Genomic DNA, 26,739 nt, shown 5'->3' on the forward strand with positions numbered 1-26,739 from the left:
CTATTCCAGCAAGAGGTGGCGGGCAAGCCCTTCGATGTAGGTTTCATCCTGGCCGTTGGGATGTGCTTCGAAGGCCAGGTGCAAGTATTCGTGGGTCAGGTCGAGTCGATCCTGCAGCGACAGCACGCCACGCACGTAGATGCGCTGGCGTTCGCGGTCGACGTAGGGTCGGCCAAATGCGAGGCGGCACACGGCGAACGTGCTGACTTCGTTGTAGCCGATTTCGCCTTCAAGACGTGGGCGCCAGCCGCGGCGCTGGTTTTGCAACCAGTCCTGGGCGGTGGGCAACGCTTCGCAGGAGGCGACGGGATTGTCCCAGCGGCTCAGGCTCGCACGCGGGTAAGCGTGCAGCAGGATGGCGTCGTAGCGTTGCCCGGCATTGGCTTGTTCGACGGCTTGCTGCCAGGAGAGTTTGTCGGGGCCAGGTGCGTCGGAATGGTAGGTGACGGTGCTGCCCGCGAGCACCAGGTCACTGGTCCATGCCGCGATGGCGCGGGATTCGAGGGTGGCCGGGCGTGGGGCGACGCGTTGGCGACTGCTGCTGTCGTCGATGCTCAGGCACTCGCCGTTGCGCGTAGCGTTTTGCAGCAGATACGTGCGGATCGCGACGGCGAGTGCCTTGGCGGCTTCAGCGGGCTCGGGTCTGGCTTCTCGCTGTAGCACGCGGGCGACGTATTCTTCGCGGTCAACACGGGCGACCAGTTGGCTGTTCAGCAAAAACAGTTCGCCATCGCTGTGGATATCAAGCTGATTGCCGTTGCTGAATTCGACGCGATAATCACCCTGCAGCGCCCCGGAAGAAACCTCCCGATCCCCCACCAGCACACGCTTGATCGGATAGCGTGAAAACAGCCCGACCTCGACGCATCGTCCCGCCTCGGCTGGCCAACCCACCGGCAACACCGACGCCAACGCCGCACCGTAATGACGAAGCACCATCTGGCTGGTGCCACGACCACCGGCCCAGATCGGCGTGCCATCCGCTGTCCAACCGGCAAACCCGCCCTGACGCGACGCAGGGTCCTGATCCCCCAACCAGCTCCAGGTTTTCACCCGCAACCGGCCGCCGAGTTCACCGACGACACGACCGTCAGCGGCATTCAACACAACGTCCAGCAGCACCCGCCGCGCTTGATCCTGCGCCGGCATCACCGCCAGTACTTTCAGCAATTCAGTCACGGATACTCGCTTGGCAGGTTGCAACGACGGCAAGTTCAGCAACCATTCCGGCGCCTGTCGCGCTTGCCAATACGTGCGCCACTGCGCGCCGACGATGCCCAACCGCGTCGGCTCAAAATACAAGCCGCACGACTTCACCAGCGCTTGATCGCGGCCGATCTTTCCACCGGCAGTGCAGCAGTAAACTTCTTCCTTCGACTGCCCGCGGCACTCGTACGCAGATTCCCGCGCGCCGGTGTCCACCAGCCAGGCATAGACAAATAGCTTCCACACACTGCCCAACGGCGCTTGCAGATCAGCAGGCAACGGCTCGCGGGCGATCACTTGAGTCCGGTTCAAGGACAGCAATTCCCCGTTGAAGGCCAGGCGCAGTGGCTCGTCCTGCGCCGTTGCCAGCGCAGAGATCAAGCACATCAGCCACCCGACCAGAACCCGGGGCATGTCAGTGGACCGTGACCTGGCCGAGCGCCGGTTTCTGTTCCTGAGCCTGATGCTGTGGCGCGTAGACCTGGGTGAAACGCACGGGCGGCAGGTTGAACTGGCCTTTTTGCGAGAAGCGCACCAGATGCCGCAGGCGCAGTTCACCGCTCAATGCATCAATCGGAATCGCGTAGGCCATTTGCCCCGGCTCGAAACGCGCCTTCTCCAGCGCGGAGGGCTCGGTACCCGCCTTGCCCATGAGCTTGATGCCCCACGTGGTGCGCTCAACATCGGCGCCCGGCGGCAGGGGCACTTCGAGCATGCCGTAACGCAGCGGCTTCCCGGCTTTGCTGGTGAGGATGACTTCGTCCAGATACAGGCTGTCGCTGGACAACGGTTGGTTACCGACGGCTTCCAGCTTGAAGTTGAAGGCTTCATCTCCGGGCACCAGTCGGGACAGGCGACGGGTGATGGTCACGGCCATCGGATCGACTGGCGGTTGTTGGGTCCGGTAGCTCAAGGCCGCCCGCAATGGACGCTCTTGCGTCCCGGACAACGTCAGCACCGCAGGCACTGAAGAGGCGCCCTGCCACGTCCAGTACAGTTCACCGGTAGCGCCGTGCTCCTTCTTCCAGCCTTCACCCGGTGCCAGTGCAATCGTGGGCGATGCCTGCTCGATGCTGCGCTGCAACCAGGTCAGCGCCAGGGCACGTTCCAGCGTCGATTGCTGTGGCAGCAAGCGTTGCAACAACGCTTGAGCGTGTGCCTGATCGAAGGGTTGCAGCGACAGGTTCAAGGCTTCGGCGAACGGCTGTGAACTGACCGCCAGGCGCTGTTGTGCATCCGGCAGTTGTAGACTGAATGCGTCCGGCAAAGCAACCTTCGACTGCCTGGCCAACGAGGCCGTCAATGAACGCGCCGCCGCCAGGCCGAGCGCCGAATCCGGATCGCTCATGACGAGGCTGTCGTCACCGTCCTCCATCAGATTAGCGGCGTTGCCCTCGCCCGCTTTCGCCAGGTCATCCATCAGGCCACTGAGCAACGTGTTGACCGGCAATTGCATCTGTTTGGCGAAGGACAGAATCAGCGCCCGTTGCAACAGCGGCGTGTTTTTCGCCTGCTTCGCATACACCTCCAGCACGCGCTGCCAATGCTCCGGCGGCAGACTGAGCTCCAGCACTTGGCTGGCGTGCCAGTCGGCGTAATAGGCGTAGGCGGTCAGGAAGGCATCCGGCTCGCCGTCCATGCCCCACCAGGTGAAGCTCGCGGAAGGTCCGGCCATTTGCACAAGGCGCAGACGGCTGTTTTGCATGATCAGCCGCAAGCGATCGCGAATCTGCGGGTTCGACGCCAAGGTCGGATAGGCGATGCTCAGCGGCAACAAACGACTGGCTGTCTGCTCGACGCCACCGTACGGATAACTCAACAGATCATCGAGGGCCGCGCGGAACAGCGCTTGCGGACTGTCATCCAGGCGCAGGCGAATATCACTGGCGTCTGCCGGCAACGTCAGGGGCGTATCACCGCTGGCCACCTCCAGACTTTGGCTCTGTGTCACCTGCCAGCCATCACCGGTCGCGCTCAGGTGCACGGCCAGGGCGTCGGCGATTTTGCCGTCCTGCACCAGCTCGGCGGTCCACTCGCCGCGGGTCAGCGCGAATGCCGGAAGCGCGATGTAGTTGATGCCGTTGTTCAGCGTCACGGGGACACGTTGATCAGTGCCGCCGTAATGAATCACCAGCTCAGCCTTGACCGGTTTCTCAGTTTGGCTGAAGGCGAATACACCGAGATCCGGCTTGTCGCCGTTGCGGAAATTCGTCGGGCCGCTCCACTTCAGGTACAGCGGTTTTTCCGAGCGCACGAACTGTTTCTTCTGGCCGACCTGGCCGTCATCGGCAATCGCCCGCGCGGTGATGCGCCAGCGGGTCAGCGAGTCCGGCATCACGAACGTAAAGCGGGTTTTGCCGTTGGCATCGGTCACCAGTTCCGGCTGCCACGCCGCGGTGTCGACATCTTCGCGACGCGGCCGCTCAAGCACTTTTACGCCACGCTCGCTGCGATTGGCTTTGCCCGGTGCACCTGGGCTGCCCGGCAACGCCACGTCATAGCTGATGAAGGACAGGCTGGCGCTGGTACGCACGTTATTTCTGCGCGGGTGATAGAAGAACTGGTCGATGGTTGGCGCGACTTCCGGTTGCAGCGCGTAGACCATTTCGTCGACCACGCTCACTGTCAGGTGAGCTGGAACCGCTTTGCCGGCGAACTGCGTGGTCAGGTCCACGGTCACGGTGTCGCCCGGCTGATACGCCTCTTTATCCGTGGCGATGGCAACATCGATTTGTGGCGCAACCACCTTGATGCCCGCGTTCTGGAAGCTGTACTGACCACCCTTGGTGTACAGCACCGAGAAGGTCAGGTTGGGGGCGAAGTTATCTTTCACCGGGATGCGCGCGCGGTATTGGGTCTCGCTGAGTTTTTCCATCTTCAGCCAGTCGCCGCCCTTGGACAGCAACGCCGTGGCCTCGACCTTGTCGCGCTCCAGCGACAGCAGCGCATCGCTGACCGGCTCAGGGAACGTGATCAGTGCCAGGGCTTCATCGCCGGCCTTGTACTCGGGTTTATCGAGAACGATTTCCACGGTGCCGGGCAGGGCTTTCACGCCCTCGCCGGTGACCGAATGCCCGGTGGCGCCGACGACGCGGCCGTGATCATCTTTCAACGTGAGGTTGTAAGTGCCCGGACGATCGAAGGCCAATGTGAAGCCTTTGTCCGTCGTGGCGAGTTTGCCTTCACCCGTAGACTGATCCTCCAGTCGCACCCAGCCGTAGCTGCCCGGCGTAACGGCTTTGCCTGACTCGCTGCCGCCTTCGTTGATGTAGTTGAAAGCCACCTTGTCGCCCACCGCACTGAAGCGTTGCGGCGCGCTCAAGCGGAAACTCGCGGCGCCACGGTCGATGAGGATTTCCTTGGTGGTCTTGACCCGATACGCCGCGCCATCACTGGCGAACACGGTGAGCATGTAGCGGCTGGGTTTCTCGGCAGCGGGCAGGTCGAGGGTCGCGTTGCCCTTGGCGTCGGTGGTCAATTCGGTGCTGGTCAGCTCTACCGGAAACTGTCCGAGGTATTGCAGTTCGTTGTCGACCATCGACAGTTGCTGGGCGCGCAGGCTCAGGTTCAACCTGGCATTCGCCACAGGTTTGCCGTCCGGGTACAGCAGCACCAGGCTGCCTTTCACCGGCTCGCCCGTGCGGTAATCCTGTTTGGCCAGGTTCAGCGAGATTTCGAAGTGCGGCTTGATGTACTCAGCGACGCGGAAGGCGCTGCTGTATGCCTGATCCTTGTAGCTGAAACGCAGTTCATAACCGCCGGCCACTGCGTTGTCCGGTAACTGGAAACGCCCTTGGGTTCCAGCCTTGGAATCAAGCTTCAAGGCCAGTGATTGCAAGGCGGTGCCGGTGGCATCGAGCACGGTCACGTTGACGTCGGCGGCGGTCGGCAGCACCGAATCCCGGGCATTCTTGAACTCGCGCCCGACGATTTTCAGCGACACCCAATCTCCCGGTCGATACAGCGGTCGGTCGGTAAACGCGTAGAGCTTGGTGTCGTAGATTTCGCTGTCGTAATAGAAGTTCTCGGAGACGAACACCCCGCCCTCTTCGTCTTCGCCGATGACGAATGAGCGTTCAGGGCTGACGTGTTTCAAGCGGAGCAAACCATCAGTATCGGTAGCGCCGCTGCTCATGACGCCCAGGCCATCAGTCCACAGCACATTGACCTTGGGCACCGAGCTGCCTTCGTGTTTGCGTGCTGCCCACACCACCAATTCATCACCGGCAATTTTGCTCACGGCCACGGTGTTGGAGACGAACACCATGGTGGTCGCACGGTATTTGCCGATCAGCGCTTCTACCAGGTACAGGCCCGGTTTCAGGTTGCCCAACGGGATGTAGACGTTACCCGGCGCAACGCTGACGAACTCGCTGGAAGAACCGGCCAGGTTCACACCGGCCGGCGGCTGGATGGGTTTGGCTTCCCACAATGGATAGCGGAATTGACTGACGACCGGCAGGCCCGGGATCAACGCGAATTGCGGCTGAGCATCGTAGGGGGTCGGCGCGGCGATGGCGGTGCCCATCTTCAGTTCCGGCACTTCCTCGGTGACGTGTTGGCGCGACTCGTAGGAGAACGCTCGCTGCATCACGCGCCGGGATTTGCGGTACCAGTTGTCCCACAGGTACGCGAGGGTGTTCGACAGGCCTTCGCCCTTGAACTGGCCATCGCTGACCACGCGGTGCAGGTTCTTCTGGCGTTTGAGGAAATCCAGCGGCTTGTCGATCCGATACACCCGGATATCCGCCCCACCGTAGGGCTCCATGCGGAAGCGTCGATAGTCGCGACCCGGCGCTTCGAGGCGCACCATGGCCTGCTCATCGCTGGCGAAACTGCTGTCGGCCAGCAGGAAAAAACTTTCACCGGCCACCGGCGTGTAGCCACTTGGCTCGACGGTGTCTTCGGCGTGAACCGCCGCAAAAGGCAATACCAGAACCAACAGCAAAGGCAGAAAACGCAGCATGCGGGCACCGATCATTGGGAGAGAAAATTCAGTCGATAGACGCCGATGAAGTTGGGGTTGGCTGCGTCGGGTATCCATCGGGTGTCCTTCCATGTCATGAGTTGCTGCAGGCTCGCGGAGCGCATGCCGTTGTCAGTCGGGGTGGTGGTGCCGGTGTGATAGGCAATGTTGCGGCCCATCCAGATCATCAAATGCTGGTCGTCACCCTGGTCAAAAAACATCAGGTCGCCAGGCCTTGCCTGGGCAACGTCGCGACCGACCAGGTGGCTGTTGAACTGGATCAGCTTGATCGCATTGACGTACGGCCCGGTCTTGCCGCCGCCTTGCTGCCATTGCTGGGCCAGACTGCGTTGCGCCTCGCTCAATTGCAGTTCGGGCGGCAGGTAGCGATTGGACAAGCCGTTGCTGCGCAGCCATTTGTCGTCATGGACTTTCAGCGCTTCATTGGCGGCAAAGCGCACGAGTCCGGCGCAGTCCTGCTGATACCAGCGCGGGCTCGGGCCCTGGGTCAGTTGCTCTTGAGCGATGCGTACGAACCAGGCGCGAAATACCTGGGATTGCTGCACATCGAGCGGCGGCGCCTCAAGGGCGAATACCCGACTGCCCAGCAACATCGCCAGCAGGCCAAGGCCTCGGATGAGTGCGGTCACAGGGCTTTCCATTCAAGCGGCAGCCATTGCCAGTGGCCATCGGGTTCGCTGCCCTCGGGCAAGGTCAGGGCATATTTGCCGTACCCGCCGAGCGTGCGCAGTTTCGGAATCAGGTAGGTTTGCGCGGCGTTGTAGAACACCGGCTCCATGTCCTGCGGCAGGCTGTCGAGGGTTTCCTGTTGCATCAGCTGCGCCATGGAATCCGGACCGAAGTAGACCGGTATCAGCAGGTCTTTCGGCACCACATCGGCCATCGGCGGGAAGCGCTTGTCGAGGGTGCCAAGGGCTTTGTCCACGAGCTTGTCGTCGAGGGAAAACAGCAGGGTCGAACCGTGACGGGCCAGGCTGACTTTCATGAAGGCCTTGCCGGAAATCGCCTCCGGATTCTCAGCCTCCTTGGCTTTGTAGGGACCGAAGTTGGAGCTGACCTGACGCTGCCACTGATGAACAGGGCCGTTCTGCGTCTCGACCACCGGGAACGCGTGTTCTTCGACATTGGGCTCATAGGCACCCACCATCGAACCGAACAGGTTACCGAGGTCGCCGTCGAGCTTGGCGCTGTCATCGTCGTCGAGGCTGGCGACCAGCAGCGGCGTGTACAGCCGCGAATCGGCGTACCAGCAAAGGCCGGCAGCGCCCGCCATGTGTTCGGTCAGCGCCTGGGCCACTTTATCGTCGGCCCCCAGCTTCACCAGCAACGGTTTCTGCTGCTCGGCCGCGAGCGGCAACGTCACGCAAGCACTCGCACCCATGGGCATGGCTTGCCATATCGGTTTGAAATCGAAGTCCGGCTGGTTGTCCAGTTCGTCCATTGCCAGGAAGCTGTGCCATCCCTTGTCGTCCATGTCGAAACGCAGGCCGGCGAAGTTCGGGATGAAGCGTTGATACCCCATGGCCAATACACTGGAATTGACCGACAGACGCTGCTTCACCTCAGGCGCGCGGGGTTGAAGGCCAAAGGCTTCCGGGAACAGTTTTTCGCCATTGAGCAATGCGGCGATGGCCTTGATTGAAACGCTGCCGGGTTCTTCCGTCGCGCCGTTTTCAGGGTCATACAGTTTGGCCGGATTGGACAGCACCACCAGTTTGTCGCCATGGGAGGCAAACAACAGGGCCTTGCCAGCGTTGTAGGTGAGTTGGTAGAGCGGCACGTCGTCAGCACCGACTTTCACGTCGCTGAGTCTGCTCAACTGTGAATCATCCAGCGCCACTTTCGCCAACGGCTCCAGCACCTTGGCCAGGCCTCCGCGATCCATCACCAGCAGGAAGTCTTTCAGGCGACCGTCCGCCCCGCGCCACAGCGCTACGTCTGCCGGCTGATCGAAAAGCTGTTCGATCAGGCTGTCCTGCAACTTCAGGTCGTGCTCGTAAATGATCCGCCGCAGACTGCCGATCAAACCGAGCCGATCGGCATGGGTCTCGTAATAGAAGACGAAATCTTCGGTCAGGGTTTCCTTGAGGAAAGGCACCGCCAGCAGGTCTTTGGGCAATTGGCTCAGGGAATGGGTTTCCAGCAGCCCGTCCGGCCGGCTCATGCCCAGCTTGTCACTGGCCAACTGCGCCACCGGCGCCTTGGGTTTGTGCATGAACCAGCCGAGCCCGGCCGCCACACCCGCCACCAGGCACAGCCCGACCAGCAGCGCCGGCCAGCGACGGGGAGTGGGGGCCGGCGGGGTAACAGTGTTATCGCTCATGTTCACGCTCATTGTTCACAAAGCACAATTCACCCGGGGTGCGGGAGGCTTAATAGTTGAAAGTCTTGACCAGCAGCAGGTCGCCTATCGCGCGTAACGGCACGATGAAGGTTTCGCGTTTTTCGTCGACGGTGTTTTCGTTGAGCACCAGGTTGATTTGCGAGGTGATCACTTCGTTCTGGTTGCTGGCCTCATCGAAGTTATAGCCTTCGCCGCCAAAGTTGCCCCAATAGTTCACGTAAACCAGATAAGTGCCATGCATCGGCGCGGTCATGGTGAACATTTCCGGACCGGGGCCATCGACGCCATCCGGGTCCAGGCCGCCACCGTTGGTCAACGCCGTATGGGCGAAAAACGCGTGCTGTCCGTCAGGAGTAATGATGTGCAGATCAAGTTCTGCCTTGGGATCATCCCAACCCAGCACCACGCGAATACGCGCAGGGGTACGCAGGTTGTTGGCTTCATAGAATTGAACGCGCTTGAGTGACTGGCCTTCGGCACTGCGCACTTCGACGCTGTTGGACCCTGCGCCGAACGCATAAGGCCGGGCAAAACGCCCTTGATCGTCGGTGTACAGGTTCAGCGGATTGCCGTTGACCGCCAGCGTGTGCGGCCCACGCTGAGTGCCGATCGCCTTGAGCTGCCCCTCGATCATCGTGCGATTGCGCTGCACGCCCCGGTCAATAGGCGGCGTCGGGTAGGCAACTTGTGGGTATTCACTGCGATCGAGCAGGCCGTTATAGCGCCAGCCGCCCACCGGCTCGGACAACCCGGCCGTCGGCTCGGCGCTGGCGGCGGTCGCGCCGAGCCAGGCGATCAGCAGTAAAAGAAAGGAACGCATGTAACGCCTCCTGCCATGCACAACGAAACCTTGCGCCTGATCCTCGGCGCGTAACAGATAAAAACTGTGTTTCGTCAGAGTGACCCGTGACTGACGGGTCGTTATTGGGTGAAGGTTAGCGATGTGATGGTTTTTTAACAATCGGATGCCTGTTGATTTGCGGCGCGGGTCACTCTCGTGACTGGACGATGAGCCGATTAGGCGTCATATTCGGCTCACCGCATGAGCCGAATAATTTTGTATTCGGCTCATCTCCTTAAGAGAAGCGACCTCATGGCACCTCAATGGATCTGGCAGCAGCCTGATTGGCCGAATTTCAACTGGAAAGCTGAACGCCTGTCGCCTTTGCTGCGTGAGTGTATTCAGGCCCAAGGACGGTTGATGGGTATGTCCAGCTCGGTGGGCAGTTCGCTGAGCGCGCAAAGTGAGCTGGATGCGTTGCTGCAGAACATCGTTACGTCATCCGCCATCGAAGGTGAACAGCTGAATGTCGGTTCGGTGCGATCGTCCCTGGCGCGGCGATTGGGGCTGGAGCAGGTCGAGGGTGATTGTGTCAGCCAACGCAGCGAAGGGCTGGCGCAGCTGATGCTCGACGCCACTCAAAGCTTTGCGGATCAACTGACAATGGAGCGCTTGCTGAAATGGCATGGGTGGCTCTTTCCGGACCAGCCTATCGAATTTGCGCCGCGCAGGATCCGTGTTGGCACGTTACGCGGTGATGAACCGATGCAAGTCGTGTCCGGACGACTCGACCGACCGACTATTCACTTCGAAGCACCGCCCCGTCTGGGACTGGAGCTGCAGCTCGATACCTTTCTGGATTGGTTTGAAGTCAGTCGAACCCAGACGGACCTCGATCCGTTGCTGCGAGCCGGCATCGCGCATTTTTGGTTCGTGACGTTGCATCCCTTCGACGACGGCAATGGCCGACTGACGCGAACCCTCACCGACCTGGCATTAGCACAGGGCGAAGCCCAAGCCATTCGTTTTTACGCCATGTCAGCGAGCATCCTTGAAGATCGCTCCGGCTATTACCGCGTACTGGAAAACAGTCAGAAAGCCACATCGGACATCACCGAGTGGCTGGAGTGGTTTCTACAGACCCTGCTGCGTAGCCTGCAGCAGGCCATCGCCCGAATCGAATCGGTGCTGGCCAAATCGCGCTTCTGGCAGGCGCATCGGGAGTCCAGGCTGTCGGCCGAGCAGATCAAGGTACTGAACCGCTTGCTGGATGGTGGGGAGCGAGGTTTCGAGGATGGAATCAGCGCAGCTCAATATCAGGCTGTTTCGAAGGTGTCCAAAGCGACTGCAACTCGTCATCTCACCGACTTACTGGAGAGGGGTTATTTGAAACGGCTCCCGGGTGGCGGGCGCAATACTCGATACAAGATAAATGATCCCGATGATGTTTGAGCGACAGACAACCTGTGGCGAGAGGGCTCGCTCCCGCTCGGCTGCGCAGCAGGCGTAAATTAATTACTGCGGTATTCCTGAGAAAGTCAGTTGGATGGTTTTGGGGCCGCTACGCGACCCAGCGGGAGTAAACGCCCTCGCCACTGGGTTGTTTTCAGCACGGGACGGAGGCTCAAACTCCCCTGCTCATTTGCCCATACCCCCCATGTCTGCTAGTGTCGCGCCGGTTTAACGTCAACCGGAAATAGCCGCCATGGCCCGCAAAAAAGCTGCACTGGATTTCGAACAATCCCTCGCTGACCTGCAAACGCTGGTAGAGCGACTGGAGAACGGCGAGTTGTCGCTGGAAGACTCGCTGACGGCTTTCGAGCAAGGCATCGGTCTGACCCGCGATTGCCAGGCAGCGCTGGCCCAGGCTGAACAAAAGGTTCAAGTGCTGCTCGAGCGCGATGGCGAGCTCGCCGAGGAACCCTTCGACGCGGAACAACCAGAATGATTGCAGCGTATTCGGCGACCAGCCAGGCTCGGGTCAACGCAGCACTGGAACTCCTGTTCAACGCGCCGAGCCCTGAGCTTGCACGCCTTTACGAAGCGATGCGCTACAGCGTGATGAATGGCGGCAAACGCGTTCGCCCGCTGCTGGCCTATGCCGCGTGCGAAGCATTGGGAGGTCCGGCAGAACAAGCCAATGGCGCAGCCTGTGCGGTCGAACTGATTCACGCTTATTCCCTGGTTCACGACGATTTGCCGGCCATGGACGACGACGATCTGCGTCGTGGCCAGCCGACGACCCACAAAAAATTCGACGAAGCGTGCGCGATCCTTGCCGGTGACGGTTTGCAGAGCCTGGCCTTCAGCGCCCTGCTCGACCCGCGTTTGAGCACGCTCGATGCCGAGATCCGCCTGCAAATGGTCAGCGCCCTGGCATTGGCAGCCGGTCCCGAGGGCATGGTCGGCGGGCAAGCCATTGACCTCGGTTCGGTAGGCCTGAAGCTCGATCAGAAGGCCCTCGAATATATGCATCGGCACAAAACCGGGGCATTGATCGAGGCCAGCGTCAAACTCGGCGCCCTGGCCAGCGGCCGTGCCGAGAAGAGCGAACTGAAGTCCTTGCAGACTTATGCACAGGCCATCGGCCTGGCTTTTCAGGTTCAGGACGACATTCTCGACGTCGAAAGCGATACCGAAACCCTGGGCAAACGCCAGGGAGCGGACATCGCCCGCGACAAACCGACCTACCCGGCCCTGCTGGGCCTCGATGCAGCCAAGGCCTACGCCCTGGAATTGCGCGATCAGGCGCTGCACGCACTGCGACCGTTTGACGCGGATGCAGAGCCGTTACGCGACCTGGCGCGCTATATCGTCGAGCGGCGCAGCTGAAGGCGTATCCGCCAAGTTAAAACCAACGCGTGGGCAGGGGGCGATGCATCAGGTAAACTGCCGCATCTTTTATACCTATAACGATTCGCCTGATGCCCACGACGTTTCATGAGATTCCCCGCAAGCGCCCGACCACGCCCCTGCTCGACCGTGCCAACACGCCGGACGGCCTGCGCCGGTTAGGCGAAGCCGAGCTGGAAACCCTGGCTGATGAGTTGCGCCTGGAATTGCTCTATACGGTCGGTCAGACCGGCGGGCATTTCGGTGCCGGCCTGGGTGTCATCGAGCTGACTATCGCGTTGCATTACGTTTTCGACACCCCGGATGACCGGCTGGTGTGGGACGTGGGTCATCAGGCTTATCCGCACAAAATCCTCACCGGCCGTCGCGAGCGCATGGGCACCCTGCGCCAGAAGGACGGCGTCGCTGCTTTCCCGCGTCGTTCCGAGAGCGAGTACGACACCTTTGGCGTCGGCCATTCAAGCACCTCGATCAGCGCAGCGCTGGGCATGGCCATTGCCGCCCGCCTGCAGAACAGTGATCGCAAGGCGATCGCCGTGATCGGCGACGGCGCGTTGACCGCGGGTATGGCGTTCGAGGCGCTGAACCATGCGCCGGAAGTGAACGCCGACATGCTGGTGATCCTCAACGACAACGACATGTCGATCTCGCGCAATGTCGGCGGACTGTCGAACTACCTGGCGAAAATCCTTTCCAGCCGCACCTACGCCAGCATGCGAGAGGGCAGCAAAAAGGTCCTGTCGCGCCTGCCGGGCGCCTGGGAAATCGCCCGCCGTACAGAAGAATATGCCAAAGGCATGCTGGTTCCCGGCACGCTGTTCGAAGAACTGGGCTGGAACTACATCGGCCCGATCGATGGCCACGACCTGCCGACCCTGATCGCCACCCTGCGCAACATGCGCGATCTGAAAGGCCCGCAGTTTCTGCACGTCGTCACCAAAAAAGGCAAAGGCTTCGCCCCGGCGGAAGTCGATCCGATTGGTTACCACGCCATCACCAAACTCGAACCGGTCGATGCCCCGGCCGCTGCGCCGAAGAAAGCCGGCGGACCAAAGTACTCAGGCGTGTTTGGTGAATGGCTGTGCGACATGGCCGCTGCCGATCCGCGTCTGGTCGGCATCACACCGGCCATGAAGGAAGGTTCCGACCTGGTGGCGTTCAGCGAACGCTTCCCGCTGCGCTATTTCGATGTGGCGATTGCCGAACAACACGCCGTGACCCTGGCCGCCGGCATGGCGTGCGAGGGCGCCAAGCCCGTCGTGGCGATCTACTCGACGTTCCTGCAACGGGGCTACGACCAGCTAATTCATGACGTCGCGGTGCAAAACCTCGACGTATTGTTCGCCATCGACCGTGCCGGTCTGGTGGGCGAAGACGGTCCGACCCATGCGGGCAGTTTCGATCTGTCGTTCCTGCGTTGCATCCCCGGCATGCTGGTCATGACCCCGAGCGACGAGAACGAGCTGCGCAAGATGCTCAGCACCGGCCACCTGTACAACGGTCCGGCAGCCGTGCGTTATCCGCGCGGCAACGGTCCGAATGCCACCATCGAAAAAGACCTCGAACCGATTGAAATCGGCAAAGGCATTGTTCGCCGTCAGGGCAGTAAAGTCGCCTTGCTGGTGTTCGGCGTCCAACTGGCCGAAGCGTTGAAAGTTGCCGAGACCCTGGACGCCACCGTGGTCGACATGCGTTTCGTCAAGCCACTGGATGAAGCGCTGGTCCGCGAGATCGCCGGCAGTCACGAGTTGCTGGTGACCATCGAAGAGAACGCGATCATGGGCGGCGCCGGTGGTGCGGTCAGCGAATTCCTGGCGCGCGAGAATATCCTCAAGTCGATGCTGCACCTGGGCTTGCCGGACATCTACGTCGAGCACGCGAAGCCGGCGCAGATGCTGGCTGAGTGTGGGCTGGATGAGGCCGGGATCGAGGCTTCGGTGCGTCAGCGCCTGGCGCTGCTGAACATCTGAATCTCTGGATACATGCAACACCCTGTGGGAGCGAACCTGCTCGCGATGGCGGACTGTCAGTCGACTCAGATGTTGACTGACACACCGTCATCGCGAGCAGGCTCGCTCCCACATTTGATTTGCGCGCATCGAAAAATACCAACGGATTACCTATGAAACTTTCCCGCCTCGCTCTGACGCTGACGCTGCTGCCGGCCGGTCAACTCTTGGCCGATACCTTCGAACGCGACCAGACCCTTAAACTGCCTGATGTGCTGATCAGCGCCAATCGCCAGGTCGAGGCCCGTAACGACAGCAGCGCCGCCAACACCGTGTTCACCCGCGAAGACATCGACCGCCTGCAACCGAACAGCGTCACGGACTTGCTGCGTCGCGTGCCGGGCGTACAAGTCGGACAAACCGGTGGGCGCGGCAGCCTGCCGGGGATTTACCTCCGCGGCACCAAATCGGCGCAGAGCCTGGTACTGGTGGACGGCCAACGCATCGGCAACTCGACCTCCGGCGATAGTAACCTGCAGCACATCAACATCGAACAGGTCGAGCGCGTGGAAGTACTGCGCGGCTCCCGCTCGGTGATTTATGGCAGCGATGCGATTGGCGGGGTGATTCAGATTTTCACCCGCCGGGGCACCGAACCAGGCCTGCAACCGCGCCTGCACATTGGTTTTGGCAGCAACCAGACCTGGGAGCGCAGCCTCGGACTGTCCGGGGGCGATGAAAAGACCCGCTTCAATCTTGGGGCTAGCCTCGATGAAACGGCCGGGATCAATCGCACCCACGAGTCGTATCCCAGCGATGGTGATCACGATGAGTACCGCAATAGATCGGTCAGTTTGAGCCTGAGTCACGCCCTCACCGATGACATCGAAATTGGCGCCAACGTGCTGGATAACCGTGGAAAAAGTGAGTTCGACAATCCGTTCGGCCGCTTCGACTTGGACACGTTCGAGTCAGTCCAGCAGCAGCCCTACAGCGATTTTGCCGTGAGCAGCATTAGCAGCTACGTGGACGCTCGGGTTAATGACCTGTGGAAAACCCGCATCGAGTTCGGACACAGCGAAAACCGCGAAAAGACCCTCGATAAACTCAGCGATGAGCGCAGCGTGTTCAACACCTACCGCGATTCGGTGAACTGGCAGAACGACCTGACGCTCGACGATCGCAACAGCCTGATCCTTGGCGGCGACTGGTACGAAGACCGTATCAACAGCAGCACGCCGTTCGACGAAGACAGTCGCTGGAACCGCGCGGCGTTTATCCAGCATCGCTATCAGGCGGACAGTTTCTCGACGGAACTGGGACTGCGCCGCGACCAGAACCAGCAATTCGGCGGCCAGAACAGCTGGAGCGGCACGCTCACCCTGCCGCTGAACCCGGACAACGATGTGCTGTTGACCTACAGCGAAGGCTTCCGCGCGCCGACCTTCAACGACCTGTATTACCCGGATTTCAGCAACCCCGATCTCAAGCCGGAAACCTCGAAGAGTTACGAACTGCAATGGCGTAGTCAGTTGACCGAGACCAGTCGCCTGGAAGCTTCGCTGTATCGCACGGACCTTGAAGACGCGATTATTTTCGGCAGCAATTCACGACCGCAGAACGTCGCCTCGGCACGCATCAACGGTTTCGAGGCGGCATTAAAGCAGCAATTGTTCGGCTGGCAGAGCAACCTGGGTGTGGCGATCATCGACCCTCGGGACCGCGACAGTGGACACACGCTCGCACGTCGGGCGCGGCGCACCTTGAGCCTGGATCTGGATCGGCAGTTTGATCGGCTGGGTCTTGGCGCGAGCTGGCAGGCGGTGAGCAGCAGCTATGACGATGAAAACAACCTGCAGCCGCTGGGAGGATATGCGTTGGTAGGGTTGCGCAGCAGTTGGGCGTTGAATCGCGAGATCCAGCTGGAGCTGAAGGTGGATAACCTGCTGGACAAGGGGTACAGCCGTGCGCTGTACAGCTATGACGGCAGTCAGTATGGGTATCACGAGGAAGGTCGGGCGTGGATGTTTGGGGTGACCTGGACGCCGGAAATATAAAAACTGGCGCAGTCACCTGTGGTGAGGGAGCTTGCTCCCGCTCGGCTGCGCAGCAGACGCAAAACCGGCAAATGCGGTTTAACAGGAAAATTGAGTAGTCAGATATTGGGGCTGCTTCGCAGCCCAACGGGGATAAATCCCCTCGCCACAGGTCAGCGATCAGGCGCAATCAGCTTACACAGCTTCGCTGTCGCTTCAATCATCTGGCCGCTCGGTCGCTCCAGGCCTTTGTCCGTGACGAGCAGCAACTGCCCGTGCGCCACCGCGGCTACCTGAGGCCAGGCTTTCCACACATCGAGTTGCGCCTGATCACTGGCCAGGATCACGTCGGGATTTCGCTGCAGGACCGCCTCGACGCTGACCTGAGGTGCAGGCAGCGCCAGGTCGGCAAACACATTGCGTGCCCCGCACACTTGCAGCGCATCGCTGATGACCTGCCCGCCACCGACCGTATACAGCGGCCGATCCCATACCTGATAAAAAACTCTTAACGGCTCATCCCGCCGGTAGCGCTGACGCAAGGAGTCCAGTCGCTGGCGCAGGTTCGCTGCCAACACCACGCCCCGTTCGGGTCGCCCAAGTTGTGTGGCAATCGCCTCGATCTGCCGAGTGAGTTGCTCCAGGTTATGGGGTTCGGCTACGTAAGTGGGGATGTTCAACCGCGCAAGCTGTTCACGTTGCGCCGGGCCGACGCTGCCGGGCCAGAGCAGCAGCAAGTCAGGTTTCAGACTGAGCAGGCGCTCCATGTCCAACTGGCCGTAGCGACCTACGGAAGCAAGGTTCGCGATCTCGACAGGACGCTCGCCGGCATCCAGCACGCCTACCAGCAGGTCGGCAGAATGCAGTTCAACGACGATTTCCGAGAGGGATGGGGCAAGGCTGACAACCCGCTCTACCGCAATAGCTGAGCCACTGACGGTCAGCAACACAACCGCCAGCCAATGACGCAGCATCAGCCGAGTTGACGCGGAATACGGTAAAGGTAGAACAGCACCATCGTCGACAGCGCCAGCAACATCAGCGGCACGGCTTCCAGACCGACGAAAACCGCCAGGGCACCGATCCAGGCGGGCAACGATGCAGCCAGGAACGCCACACGACGCTTGGCGGCCAATGCAATCCAGGCGGCGGGCTCTTCAGGCGTATCCAGGGCTTTCTGGGTGGCGATCAGCCCGTGCTTGTAGCCACCAAAAAATTTCAGGCTGACAAACATCGAGGCAACACCGGCAATGAACATCGGCATTGCCAGCACCGGGAGGATCGCCTCGCTTTGTCCGAAGACGCCGTTGATCACGAACAGTGGCAACAAGGCCAGCGCCAGGTATTGCCACCAGTTGACGGACAGTCGCCGCCGGACCTGACCGCGCGTCACGCCCGACCCACCTCGCCCTGATGCTCGTTGCCCATCATGTGGTCGAGCTTGCTGGCCTTGGTAGCCAGGTAAAGTTTGTTGTGCGGGTTGTGCCCGGTGTGCAGCGGCACGCGCTCGGCGACCACGATGCCCATGTCGGTCAAGGCTTTGACCTTGCGTGGGTTGTTCGTCATCAGTCGCAGGGACTTCACGCCCAGATGCTCAAGCATCGGCAGGCACATGGCGTAATCACGCTGGTCGGCGGCAAAGCCCAGGCGTTCGTTGGCTTCAACAGTATCGGCACCGCCGTCCTGCAACTCGTAGGCGCGGATCTTGTTCAGCAGGCCAATACCACGGCCTTCCTGACGCAAGTAGAGCAATACGCCACGGCCTTCACGGGCGATGGCTTGCAACGCCGCCTCAAGCTGCGAACCGCAGTCGCAACGCTGGCTGAACAAGGCATCGCCCGTCAGGCATTCAGAGTGCAGCCGGCCGAGTACCGGGGCACCATCGTCGAATTCACCCAGACTCAGCACGACGTGCTCGCGGCCGTTTTCCTCATCGAGAAAGCCGTGCATGGTGAATTGCGCAAAAGGCGTTGGCAGCTTGGAAGCGGCGACAAAAACGACAGGCACCGGTGTGCTCCTGATCTAAAGGTACTGGAGATTCGCAGACGCGGCATTGTAACAGCAGGTTCCAGCAGACGCTTAGGCTGAATTATGGGGCATAACAATCAAAATGTTCGATCTCACTCGCCCAACACCTATACAGCACAACCCCTTAGCCGCTGGCGAAGCCTGCGTTCGGCGGCCGTGTGGCGAGGGGATTTATCCCCGTTGGGTCGCGCAGCGGCCCTAAAAATATTTACGACTGCTGTGCAGCCTAACGGGGCGGTGCGACGTTTCGCTAAATCCCCTCGCCACGGGGCCACCGAACGCCAGCTGCTACAGGTACGGGTTAATTCGAGTTGAATGGATAGGGTTGTTTCCAGCGTTCGAAGATCGGTTTCAGCTGGCCGCTATTGACCAGCAGTTCCATGCGTCGATCGAACAGCGCCATCAAGGAGCGCGCCTGAGGTGTATTGGCGAAACAGAGGTAAAGCGGCAATTCCGCGATATGTGTCCGGCGGAACTGCGACGGATCCTTGGCCCGACTGACCACATAGTCCACCTCGGTCAGCGCGTCGATGTAGTAGTCCGCGCGGTCGTGGGTGAGCATCGACAGGATCCCGGTACGACGGATGACTTCGTTGTACCGATGCACGTTGGGCAGGTAAGCCTGGTATTGGTAACCCCGGACCCAGGCCAGCCGGTAATTGCCCAAGGTTTCCAGCGTCGGCGCCGGGTTACTCGCCAGCCCCAGGGCGTAAATGTGGTCGGTATCGTAATTCCAGCGCGGATAAAGCAGGTCGCTCACTTCATCCCGATAACCGCCGACGCAAGCGTCCACTTCGCCGCGCTGTGCCAGGCCGATAGAGCGTGTGTAAGGTTCGGAGCGGATGTCCAGTTTGACGCCGGCGGGCTCGAAAACTTCACGCAACACGTCCCAGGCCAGGCCGTGGCCATCGGCAGCGGTGTAGTCTTCCCATTCTTCGCTGGCCAGATGAATCACAGAGGGTGTCGGTGTTTCGCCCGCCTGAACCAGCGAGCAAAACAGTGCGAAAATAATCATCGCCAAACCGCGTCGAGCCATCCCTTGTCCCCCTGATCAGTCCCTCAAGCAAAAATCCACACCAGGCCTTGCATCCCCAGCCAGGCAAATACACCGGCCAATACATCGTCAAGCATGATCCCTACGCCACCGTGCACATGCCGGTCGATCCAGCGAATCGGCCATGGCTTGAGGATGTCGAAGAACCGGAACATCAGGAACCCCGCGAGCAACCAGTACCAGCCTTCGGGCACCAGCCACAGGGTGATCCACATGCCGACCATCTCGTCCCAGACGATACCTTCGTGGTCGTGTACCCGTAAATCGTCGGCCACCTTGCCGCACAGCCAAAAGCCGAACAGCATGGTGATGCCCAGCATCAGCCAGTAACCCCAGTCGGGCAGCATCTGCCATAGCGGGATAAAGGGTAGCGCGACCAACGACCCCCAGGTGCCCGGTGCTTTTGGCAGGGTGCCCGAGCCGAAGCCGAACGCCAGGAAATGCCATGGATTGCGCCAGACCGACGGCGGTACGAATTCCGCCGGGACCTGTTTGGGATGATCTGTCACGGTGTCTCCCGAAAATGTTGGTAGCCCCGGGTTTGCGGGGTGATGTCTTGTCCATCGGCATCCAGCAGCATGACGCCATGCCCCGTTACTACACGTCCGACCACATGGATGGGCCAGCCGTCGGCCAGCAATGCCGGCAACTCGACGGACGGTAACGTGAAAGCCAGCACATAATCGTCACCGCCGCTCAAGGCTGCGGCTTCGGCACCCGATTGGCCGAGGAAGGCGACCAGGGCTTTGGACAACGGCAACTTGTCCTTCACGACCTCAATGCCGACCTTTGACGCGAGGGCGATATGCCCGCAATCGGCCAGCAGGCCATCGGAGATATCCAGCGCCGACGTGGCCTTGCCCCGTAGCGCTTTGCCCAACTCAAGCTGCGGTTGTGGTGACCAATAGTGCGCCAGCAGCGGATCGGCGATGGCTGCCTCGGCCGTTCGCTGGCCAAGCACCAGCGGCAAGGCGCCTGCGGCATTGCCCAGCTCACCGCCGACGCACAACAAGTCACCCGGCTTCGCGCCACTGCGCACGTGAGCCCGGCCAGCTGGCACGCGACCCAATACGGTCACGGTCAGGCTCAGCGGTCCACGGGTCGTATCGCCGCCCACCAGCGCCACGCCGCAGCGTTGGGCCATGAGGTTTAAACCACGGGCATACGCATCCAGCCAATCGGCGGTTACCGTGGGCACAGTCAGGGCGAGGGTAAAGGCAACGGGCGTGGCGCCCATGGCAGCCAGATCGCTGACTGCGACGGCAAGCGAACGCTGGCCGAGTAGAAAAGGGTCGCAAGGATCTGCGAAATGCACACCGGCCACGAGGGTGTCGGTAGAAATGGCCAACTGCTCCCCTGGGGGAACAGCCAGCAAGGCGCAATCGTCGCCGATGCCGAGAGCAACGCCCTCGCCGCCTTGCGCACAGGGCGCGGCGGCGAAGAAATTGCGGATCAGCTCAAACTCGCCCATGGCTGTGTGCCGACAGTACAAGCGCCGATTAGCGCTTGTACGCCTTCACTTCAGCTTCACGCAGACGCGGAGCCAGCTTGTCCAGTACACCATTGACGAACTTGTGGCCGTCAGTGGAACCGAAGACTTTCGCCAGCTCGATACCTTCGTTGATCACAACGCGGTACGGCACATCGACGCGCTCGAGCAGCTCCCAGGTGGAGAGGCGCAGTACGGCCAGCTCAACCGGGTCCAGCTCTTCGATCGTGATGTCCAGGCACGGCGCCAGTGCGGCGTCGATGCGGTCTCTCTGTGCCGGAACCCCGTGGAGGATTTCACGGAAGTAGGCACCGTCGACATCACTGAAATCGTTATCGACCCTGAACTGCGCTTCGATCTCGTTCAGCGATTGCCGGGCCATGTGCCATTGGTACAGCGCTTGAGTCGCGAGCTGACGGGCTTCGCGACGCTTGACGCTTTTCGATGGTTTACCAGCATCCGCAGGCTTTGGATCGCGCGGGTTGAAACGATCGCTTTCGTCGCTAATCACTTGGCCTCCAACTGCGCCAGCAGGCTGACCATTTCCAGAGCGGACAAGGCAGCTTCAGCACCTTTGTTACCGGCCTTGGTGCCGGAACGTTCGATGGCTTGTTCGATGGAGTCAACGGTCAGCACGCCGAAGGCAACCGGTACGCCAAACTCCATGGACACCTGGGCCAGGCCCTTGGTGCATTCGCCAGCCACGTATTCGAAGTGCGGAGTACCGCCACGAATGACTGCGCCCAGGGCGATAATTGCTGCATATTCGCCTTTCTGAGCAACTTTCTGCGCAACCAGCGGAATTTCGAAGGCGCCAGGCGCGCGGATGATGGTGATGTCGCTTTCGCTCACGCCATGGCGAACCAGGGCATCAACTGCACCGCTGACCAGACTTTCAACGACGAAGCTGTTGAAACGGCCTACTACCAAAGCGTAGCGGCCTTTAGGGGCGATGAAGGTACCTTCGATGGTCTTCAGGGTCATTCGTTAGATCTCTTAAAGAGCCGGGACGCGTTTTTTACGCATCCCTCAGTGATATTAGCCACGAATACGCAGCCGGAAAAATCCGCATTGCTGTTCAAATGCACCCCGTGGCGAGGGGATTTATCCCCGTTGGGCTGCGCAGCGGCCCCTATTTTTGGACTGCTACGCAGTCCAACGGGGATGAATCCCCTCGCCACAACGGGTACACGCCAGCAATACGAATCTCCGGGTCATTATTCGGAGGGCACGTATTCTACAACTTCCAGATCGAAACCGGATATCGCATTAAATTTCATTGGTGCACTCATCAGGCGCATTTTTCGCACGCCCAGGTCCCGAAGGATCTGCGAACCGGCACCGACAATGCTGTAGGTGGTCGGTTTTTTCACGACCGTCTGATCGGCGGTTTCGCGAATGTGCGCGAGCAACACGTCGCCATCGAGCGGATGCCCGAGCAACAGCACCACGCCACTGCCGGCCTCGGCGACCGCAGCCATCGCGGCACGCAGGCTCCAGCGGCCGGGCTGTTTGACCATCAGCAGGTCGCGCAGCGGGTCCATGTTGTGCACGCGAACCAGTGTCGGTTCATCGGCGCACACGGTGCCCAGGGTCAGTGCCATGTGCACGTCGCCTTCCACGGAATCACGATAGGTCACCAGGTTGAATTGGCCCAGTTCGCTGTCCAGCGGCTGCTCGGCAATCCGCTGAACGGTACGTTCGTGGATCATCCGATAGTGGATCAGGTCGGCAATGGTGCCGATCTTGATGTTGTGTTCAGCGGCAAACGCTTCCAGTTCGGCGCGACGGGACATGGTGCCGTCGTCGTTCATCACTTCGCAGATCACGCCGCTTGGCTCGAAACCGGCCATGCGCGCCAGGTCGCACGCTGCTTCGGTGTGACCGGCACGAGCCAGGGTGCCGCCGGCCTGGGCCATCAGCGGGAAGATGTGACCGGGGCTGACAATGTCTTCAGCCTTCGCATCCTTCGCGGCAGCCGCTTGCACGGTGCGCGCACGGTCGGCGGCGGAGATACCGGTGGTCACGCCCGTAGCGGCTTCGATGGACACAGTGAACTTGGTGCCAAAACCGGAACCGTTGCGCGGCGCCATCAAAGGCAGCTTCAGCAGTTCGCAACGCTCACGGCTCATCGGCATGCAGATCAGGCCACGGGCGTGCTTGGCCATGAAGTTGATGTGTTCGGGCTGGCAGCACTCGGCGGCCATGATCAGGTCGCCTTCATTCTCGCGATCTTCGTCATCCATGAGGATGACCATCTTGCCTTGGCGGATGTCTTCAACCAGTTCTTCGATGCTATTGAGCGCCACAAGGCACCCCCTTGAGTCAGGATTTGAGGTAGCCGTTTTGGGCCAGGAAGCTTTCAGTAATGTTGCTGCCGGCGGCTGGCTCTGCGGCCTTGTCGCCCAGCAGCAAGCGCTCCAGGTAACGGGCCAGCAAGTCCACTTCCAGGTTTACCCGGCGACCCGGCTGATACGACGCCATGATGGTCTCGCTCAGGGTGTGCGGAATGATCGTCAGCAGGAATTCGGCGCCATCGACCGCGTTCACGGTCAGGCTGGTGCCGTCGACGGTGATCGAGCCTTTATGGGCGATGTACTTGGCCAGTTCTTTCGGTGCGCGGATGCGAAACTCCACAGCCCGGGCATTCTCGGTGCGGGTCACTACTTCACCCACGCCATCGACGTGACCGCTGACCAGATGCCCACCCAGGCGAGTGGTCGGGGTCAGGGCTTTCTCCAGGTTGACCGGGCTGCCGCTTTTCAGATCATTCATGGCGGTGCAGTCGAGGGTTTCGCGACTGACGTCCGCCGCAAAACCGTTACCTGGCAGTTCAACCGCAGTCAGGCAGACGCCGTTGACCGCAATGCTGTCGCCCAGTTTGACGTCGCTCAGATCGAGCTTGCCGGTTTCTACGTGTACCCGCACATCTCCGCCTTTTGGGGTCAATGCACGAATACTGCCGATGGATTCGATGATGCCGGTAAACATGGAGTCCTCCTCGAGAACAGGCCAGCGCTGTGGCGATGGCCGGGAATTATACGCTCGCTGCTGGCACAGGAATGGCAGTGACCCGCCAGTCATCGCCAACCGCGCGAATTTCGGTGATTTTGAGCTCGGGCGCGTCTTTCATTTGCGCGAGCGGCCAGTCCAGCAGCGGGCGTGCCGAAGAGCCCAGGAACTTGCCAGCGATGAAAATCTGGAATTCATCGACCAGGCCTTGCTGGGCAAAAGCACCCGCCAGTCGCGGGCCGGCTTCCACCAGCACATCGTTGACACCGCGCGCCGCCAGTTCAACCAGCAGTTTGCGCAGGTCGACCTGGCCATCGCTGCCGGCCACGATCAGACATTCCGGCCCGTTGGCATATTGCTCTTCGATGGCCATGCAGGTGGCCACCAGGGCCGGGCCCGCCTTGAAGAACGGCGCATCGAGCGGCACGCGCAGGCGGCCATCGATCAACACACGTAAGGGCAGACGGCTCATCACCTGCGCGGTTTGCTCGGCATCCAGACCCAATTCATCGGCGCGCACGGTCAAACGCGCATTGTCTGCCAGCACGGTGTCAGCGCCGGTCAGAACCACACTGGCCTCCGCGCGCAGACGCTGAACCGCAGAGCGTGCCGCCGGACCGGTGATCCATTGGCTTTCGCCGCTTTCCATCGCCGTGCGACCGTCGAGGCTCATGGCCAGTTTGACCCGCACGAACGGCAAGCCGTGTTCCATGCGTTTCAGGAAACCCTGATTAAGCTTTCGGGCCTCACCTTCCAGCACACCGCTTTCGACGGATATTCCGGCCTGGGCCAAACGCTGCATGCCACGACCGGCGACTGACGGATTCGGGTCCTGCATCGCGGCGACCACACGTGCCACACCGGCGTTGACCAGCGCATCGGCGCAGGGCGGCGTACGCCCATGGTGGCTGCACGGTTCGAGGGTCACGTAGGCGGTGGCGCCACGGGCCTTGTCACCGGCGGCACGCAGGGCGTGGACTTCGGCGTGGGGCTCACCGGTGCGCACATGCCAGCCTTCGCCGACGATCTGCCCGTCACTCACGATCACACAACCCACCCGCGGGTTGGGGTGCGTCGTGTAGTGACCTTTGCGCGCCAGTTCCAGGGCACGGGCCATGTAGTGAGCGTCGAGGATGGTCTGTTCGGGAGAGGTGGTCATTCTTTTACCGGTTCACGGGCCAGGCGATCGATCTCTTCGCGGAACTCGTTGAGGTCCTGGAAGCGGCGATACACCGAAGCGAAGCGGATATAGGCGACTTCGTCGAGCTTTTGCAGCTCGGCCATCACCAGTTCACCGACCACGAGGGATTTGACCTCGCGCTCACCGGTGGCTCGCAGTTTGTGTTTGATGTGCACCAGCGACGATTCGAGGCGCTCGACACTGACCGGGCGTTTCTCGAGGGCGCGCTGCATGCCGGCGCGAAGTTTTTCTTCGTCGAACGGCTGACGACTGCCGTCGGTTTTGATCAGGCGCGGCAACACCAGTTCAGCCGTCTCGAACGTCGTGAAACGTTCGCCGCAGGCCAGGCATTCACGCCGGCGGCGCACCTGTTCGCCCTCGGCGACCAGACGCGAGTCGATGACCTTGGTGTCGTTGGCACCGCAGAAGGGACAGTGCATGGTGGCAGGCAACAAAAAAAGGGAGGGCCATGGTAGCGCATCCCGGTGGCAAGACAAGCCATAGGGTTTGCGGTATACAGACTGGCTATATAGATCGATCCATGGATTTCACCTTGCTGGAGCCGCAAATGTCACTCAGACCGCTCGTTTTGCTCAGTCTTTTCAGCCTGCTGGTGGCCTGCAGCAGCGATGCGCCCAAGCCTCAGCCTCCGACACCAGGCCCGGCGCCGCAGGCTGCGCAGAAAAAAGCCCAGGAGTCGGCCAACCTCGGCCCGCTACCGGCGTACCAGCGTGAACTGAGCGGTACCCTGCAAGGCGTGCCGGCCGGCGCCGAAGTCGAACTGGCACTGCTGGTGATCGACAGCAAGGATCGCCCGCAGCAATTGCTCGCCAGTTCCAGCCTGATCGGCACCAACCAGATCCTGCCGTTTCACCTGCGCTTCAATCCGGATTCCTTTCCGGCAGGTCAACGGGTGGAACTGCGAGGCCGCGCCAGCCAGTCCGGACAGCTGATCCTGCATCTGCCGTCGCAAGTCATTACGCAGCCAACGACTCAGACCGTGGGTCAGCTGCAATTCGTCAAAGCGCCATGATTGCACCGCTCGACCTGCAACACGCGTTGGGTGAACTGCTCGGTGATGCGCAGCTTGTTCCGGTCGCATTGCCCGGGACTGAACTGCAGCTCTGGTTGATCGACGGTGACAAGATGGACCGAGCCTTCAGCCCGGAAGAAACCCGACGGATTCTGCACGAGCCGCCGTACTGGAGTTTCTGCTGGGCCAGTGGCCTGGCCGTGGCCCGCTACCTTGCGCAAAACCCGCGGTGGGTCGAGGGCAAGCGTGTGCTGGACTTCGGTGCGGGTTCCGGCGTGGCAGGGATTGCGGCACTCAAGGCCGGGGCACTCGAAGTGGTGGCTTGCGATCTCGACCCACTGGCGATTGCCGCCTGTCGGGCGAATGCCGAACTCAATGACGTAGAGCTCAGCTACTCGACGGACTTTTTCGCCGAGGCCGATCGCTTCGACCTGATCCTTGTCGCCGACGTGTTGTACGACCGGGCGAACCTGCCGCTGCTCGACGAGTTCCTGACGCGCGGGCGGGACGCATTGGTCGCGGATTCGCGGGTGCGTGATTTCAGGCATCCTCTGTATCAGCGCATCGAAATGCTGGAAGCCATGACACTGCCGGATCTGGCCGAGCCGGAGGAGTTCCGGCATGTGAGCCTGTACCACGCGCGGCGCCCTGTCTGACGCCATCGCCAGCAGGCTGGCTCCCACAGTTGGCCGCATTCATGGTGGGAGCCAGCCTGCCGGCGAAGCGTCAGATCAGGCGACACAACGCTCCCGGTCACCCCCCGCTTCCGGCCACCCCCCGCCAAGCC

The 26,739-nt window shown here is 61.1% G+C and carries 24 protein-coding genes; 7 read left to right on the forward strand and 17 right to left on the reverse strand.

What is annotated here, in order from left to right; translation table 11 throughout:
* Genes H7698_RS23020 through H7698_RS23040 form a run of 5 tightly spaced genes read right to left on the reverse strand, consistent with a single transcriptional unit; the run spans position 1 to position 9,357 of the window.
* Positions 1 to 1,620, reverse strand: coding sequence for a DUF2300 domain-containing protein (locus tag H7698_RS23020; RefSeq protein ID WP_194692892.1), 1,620 nt, complete (start codon positions 1,618 to 1,620; stop codon positions 1 to 3).
* 1 nt (position 1,621) lies between these two features.
* Positions 1,622 to 6,187 (reverse strand): alpha-2-macroglobulin family protein, encoded by a 4,566-nt coding sequence (locus tag H7698_RS23025; protein WP_194692924.1) that lies wholly within the window; start codon positions 6,185 to 6,187, stop codon positions 1,622 to 1,624.
* A complete protein-coding gene (locus H7698_RS23030; protein ID WP_162439621.1) occupies positions 6,184 to 6,834 on the reverse strand; it encodes a DUF1175 family protein in 651 nt (216 codons plus the stop codon). Before H7698_RS23030 ends, H7698_RS23025 begins: the two co-directional genes overlap by 4 nt.
* Positions 6,819 to 8,516 carry a DUF2138 domain-containing protein gene (locus H7698_RS23035; RefSeq protein WP_194692893.1) on the reverse strand — a complete coding sequence of 566 codons (1,698 nt, stop codon included), beginning with the start codon at positions 8,514 to 8,516 and terminating at the stop codon, positions 6,819 to 6,821. The genes H7698_RS23030 and H7698_RS23035 overlap by 16 nt, the downstream gene beginning before the upstream one ends.
* 49 nt (positions 8,517 to 8,565) lie before the next feature.
* Positions 8,566 to 9,357 carry a YfaP family protein gene (locus H7698_RS23040; RefSeq protein WP_194692894.1) on the reverse strand — a complete coding sequence of 264 codons (792 nt, stop codon included), beginning with the start codon at positions 9,355 to 9,357 and terminating at the stop codon, positions 8,566 to 8,568.
* A 273-nt stretch (positions 9,358 to 9,630) separates the two neighbouring features.
* On the opposite strand from H7698_RS23040, the gene H7698_RS23045 reads away from it, so the two are divergent.
* The 5 genes from H7698_RS23045 (at position 9,631) to H7698_RS23065 (ending at position 16,177) form a co-directional block, all read left to right on the forward strand.
* A complete protein-coding gene (locus H7698_RS23045; protein ID WP_194692895.1) occupies positions 9,631 to 10,770 on the forward strand; it encodes a Fic family protein in 1,140 nt (379 codons plus the stop codon).
* A gap of 253 nt (positions 10,771 to 11,023) precedes the next feature.
* The gene (locus H7698_RS23050) at positions 11,024 to 11,266 is read left to right on the forward strand and encodes an exodeoxyribonuclease VII small subunit (protein ID WP_003228627.1); all 243 of its coding nucleotides are present in this window, start codon (positions 11,024 to 11,026) and stop codon (positions 11,264 to 11,266) included.
* Positions 11,263 to 12,150, forward strand: coding sequence for a (2E,6E)-farnesyl diphosphate synthase (ispA, locus tag H7698_RS23055; RefSeq protein ID WP_162441034.1), 888 nt, complete (start codon positions 11,263 to 11,265; stop codon positions 12,148 to 12,150). The genes H7698_RS23050 and ispA overlap by 4 nt, the downstream gene beginning before the upstream one ends.
* Before the next feature lie 92 nt (positions 12,151 to 12,242).
* Positions 12,243 to 14,141 carry a 1-deoxy-D-xylulose-5-phosphate synthase gene (dxs, locus tag H7698_RS23060; RefSeq protein ID WP_162441033.1) on the forward strand — a complete coding sequence of 633 codons (1,899 nt, stop codon included), beginning with the start codon at positions 12,243 to 12,245 and terminating at the stop codon, positions 14,139 to 14,141.
* 152 nt (positions 14,142 to 14,293) lie between these two features.
* Positions 14,294 to 16,177 (forward strand): TonB-dependent receptor domain-containing protein, encoded by a 1,884-nt coding sequence (locus H7698_RS23065; protein ID WP_194692896.1) that lies wholly within the window; start codon positions 14,294 to 14,296, stop codon positions 16,175 to 16,177.
* A 152-nt stretch (positions 16,178 to 16,329) separates the two neighbouring features.
* On the opposite strand, the gene H7698_RS23070 is transcribed toward H7698_RS23065, so the two are convergent.
* The 12 genes from H7698_RS23070 to nrdR all read right to left on the reverse strand — a co-directional run bounded on the left by H7698_RS23070 (position 16,330) and on the right by nrdR (position 25,359).
* Positions 16,330 to 17,130 (reverse strand): cobalamin-binding protein, encoded by an 801-nt coding sequence (locus tag H7698_RS23070; protein ID WP_194692897.1) that lies wholly within the window; start codon positions 17,128 to 17,130, stop codon positions 16,330 to 16,332.
* Complete coding sequence (locus H7698_RS23075) at positions 17,130 to 17,549, reverse strand: MFS transporter (protein ID WP_162441030.1); 420 nt, start codon at positions 17,547 to 17,549, stop codon at positions 17,130 to 17,132. The genes H7698_RS23070 and H7698_RS23075 overlap by 1 nt, the downstream gene beginning before the upstream one ends.
* Positions 17,546 to 18,163, reverse strand: coding sequence for a GTP cyclohydrolase II (ribA, locus tag H7698_RS23080; RefSeq protein WP_162441029.1), 618 nt, complete (start codon positions 18,161 to 18,163; stop codon positions 17,546 to 17,548). Before ribA ends, H7698_RS23075 begins: the two co-directional genes overlap by 4 nt.
* Before the next feature lie 322 nt (positions 18,164 to 18,485).
* Positions 18,486 to 19,220, reverse strand: coding sequence for a substrate-binding periplasmic protein (locus H7698_RS23085; protein WP_194692898.1), 735 nt, complete (start codon positions 19,218 to 19,220; stop codon positions 18,486 to 18,488).
* A 23-nt stretch (positions 19,221 to 19,243) separates the two neighbouring features.
* On the reverse strand, positions 19,244 to 19,747 hold the full coding sequence (locus H7698_RS23090) for a phosphatidylglycerophosphatase A family protein (RefSeq protein ID WP_056743666.1): 504 nt from the start codon (positions 19,745 to 19,747) through the stop codon (positions 19,244 to 19,246).
* Complete coding sequence (gene thiL / locus H7698_RS23095; RefSeq protein ID WP_194692899.1) at positions 19,744 to 20,709, reverse strand: thiamine-phosphate kinase; 966 nt, start codon at positions 20,707 to 20,709, stop codon at positions 19,744 to 19,746. The genes H7698_RS23090 and thiL overlap by 4 nt, the downstream gene beginning before the upstream one ends.
* 28 nt (positions 20,710 to 20,737) lie before the next feature.
* Entirely contained in the window at positions 20,738 to 21,238 is a 501-nt protein-coding gene (gene nusB / locus H7698_RS23100; RefSeq protein ID WP_162438873.1) for a transcription antitermination factor NusB, read from the reverse strand.
* On the reverse strand, positions 21,235 to 21,711 hold the full coding sequence (gene ribH, locus H7698_RS23105) for a 6,7-dimethyl-8-ribityllumazine synthase (protein WP_003185938.1): 477 nt from the start codon (positions 21,709 to 21,711) through the stop codon (positions 21,235 to 21,237). The genes nusB and ribH overlap by 4 nt, the downstream gene beginning before the upstream one ends.
* A 233-nt stretch (positions 21,712 to 21,944) precedes the next feature.
* Positions 21,945 to 23,036 (reverse strand): bifunctional 3,4-dihydroxy-2-butanone-4-phosphate synthase/GTP cyclohydrolase II, encoded by a 1,092-nt coding sequence (gene ribBA, locus H7698_RS23110; RefSeq protein WP_162438872.1) that lies wholly within the window; start codon positions 23,034 to 23,036, stop codon positions 21,945 to 21,947.
* Positions 23,037 to 23,052: 16 nt separating this feature from the next.
* A complete protein-coding gene (locus H7698_RS23115; RefSeq protein ID WP_162438871.1) occupies positions 23,053 to 23,718 on the reverse strand; it encodes a riboflavin synthase in 666 nt (221 codons plus the stop codon).
* Between the two features lie 46 nt (positions 23,719 to 23,764).
* Positions 23,765 to 24,898 (reverse strand): bifunctional diaminohydroxyphosphoribosylaminopyrimidine deaminase/5-amino-6-(5-phosphoribosylamino)uracil reductase RibD, encoded by a 1,134-nt coding sequence (gene ribD, locus H7698_RS23120; protein ID WP_194692900.1) that lies wholly within the window; start codon positions 24,896 to 24,898, stop codon positions 23,765 to 23,767.
* On the reverse strand, positions 24,895 to 25,359 hold the full coding sequence (nrdR, locus tag H7698_RS23125) for a transcriptional regulator NrdR (RefSeq protein WP_003228656.1): 465 nt from the start codon (positions 25,357 to 25,359) through the stop codon (positions 24,895 to 24,897). The genes ribD and nrdR overlap by 4 nt, the downstream gene beginning before the upstream one ends.
* 128 nt (positions 25,360 to 25,487) lie before the next feature.
* Here nrdR and H7698_RS23130 point away from each other — a divergent pair, with 128 nt between their 5' ends.
* The gene (locus tag H7698_RS23130) at positions 25,488 to 25,952 is read left to right on the forward strand and encodes a YbaY family lipoprotein (RefSeq protein ID WP_162438869.1); all 465 of its coding nucleotides are present in this window, start codon (positions 25,488 to 25,490) and stop codon (positions 25,950 to 25,952) included.
* Positions 25,949 to 26,608, forward strand: a complete 660-nt coding sequence (locus tag H7698_RS23135; RefSeq protein WP_194692901.1) for a class I SAM-dependent methyltransferase — start codon at positions 25,949 to 25,951, stop codon at positions 26,606 to 26,608. Before H7698_RS23130 ends, H7698_RS23135 begins: the two co-directional genes overlap by 4 nt.
* Positions 26,609 to 26,739 lie beyond the last annotated feature (131 nt).

Origin of the sequence: Pseudomonas sp. p50(2008) (genome assembly GCF_015351605.1) — a bacterium.
Taxonomy (GTDB): Bacteria; Pseudomonadota; Gammaproteobacteria; order Pseudomonadales; family Pseudomonadaceae; genus Aquipseudomonas.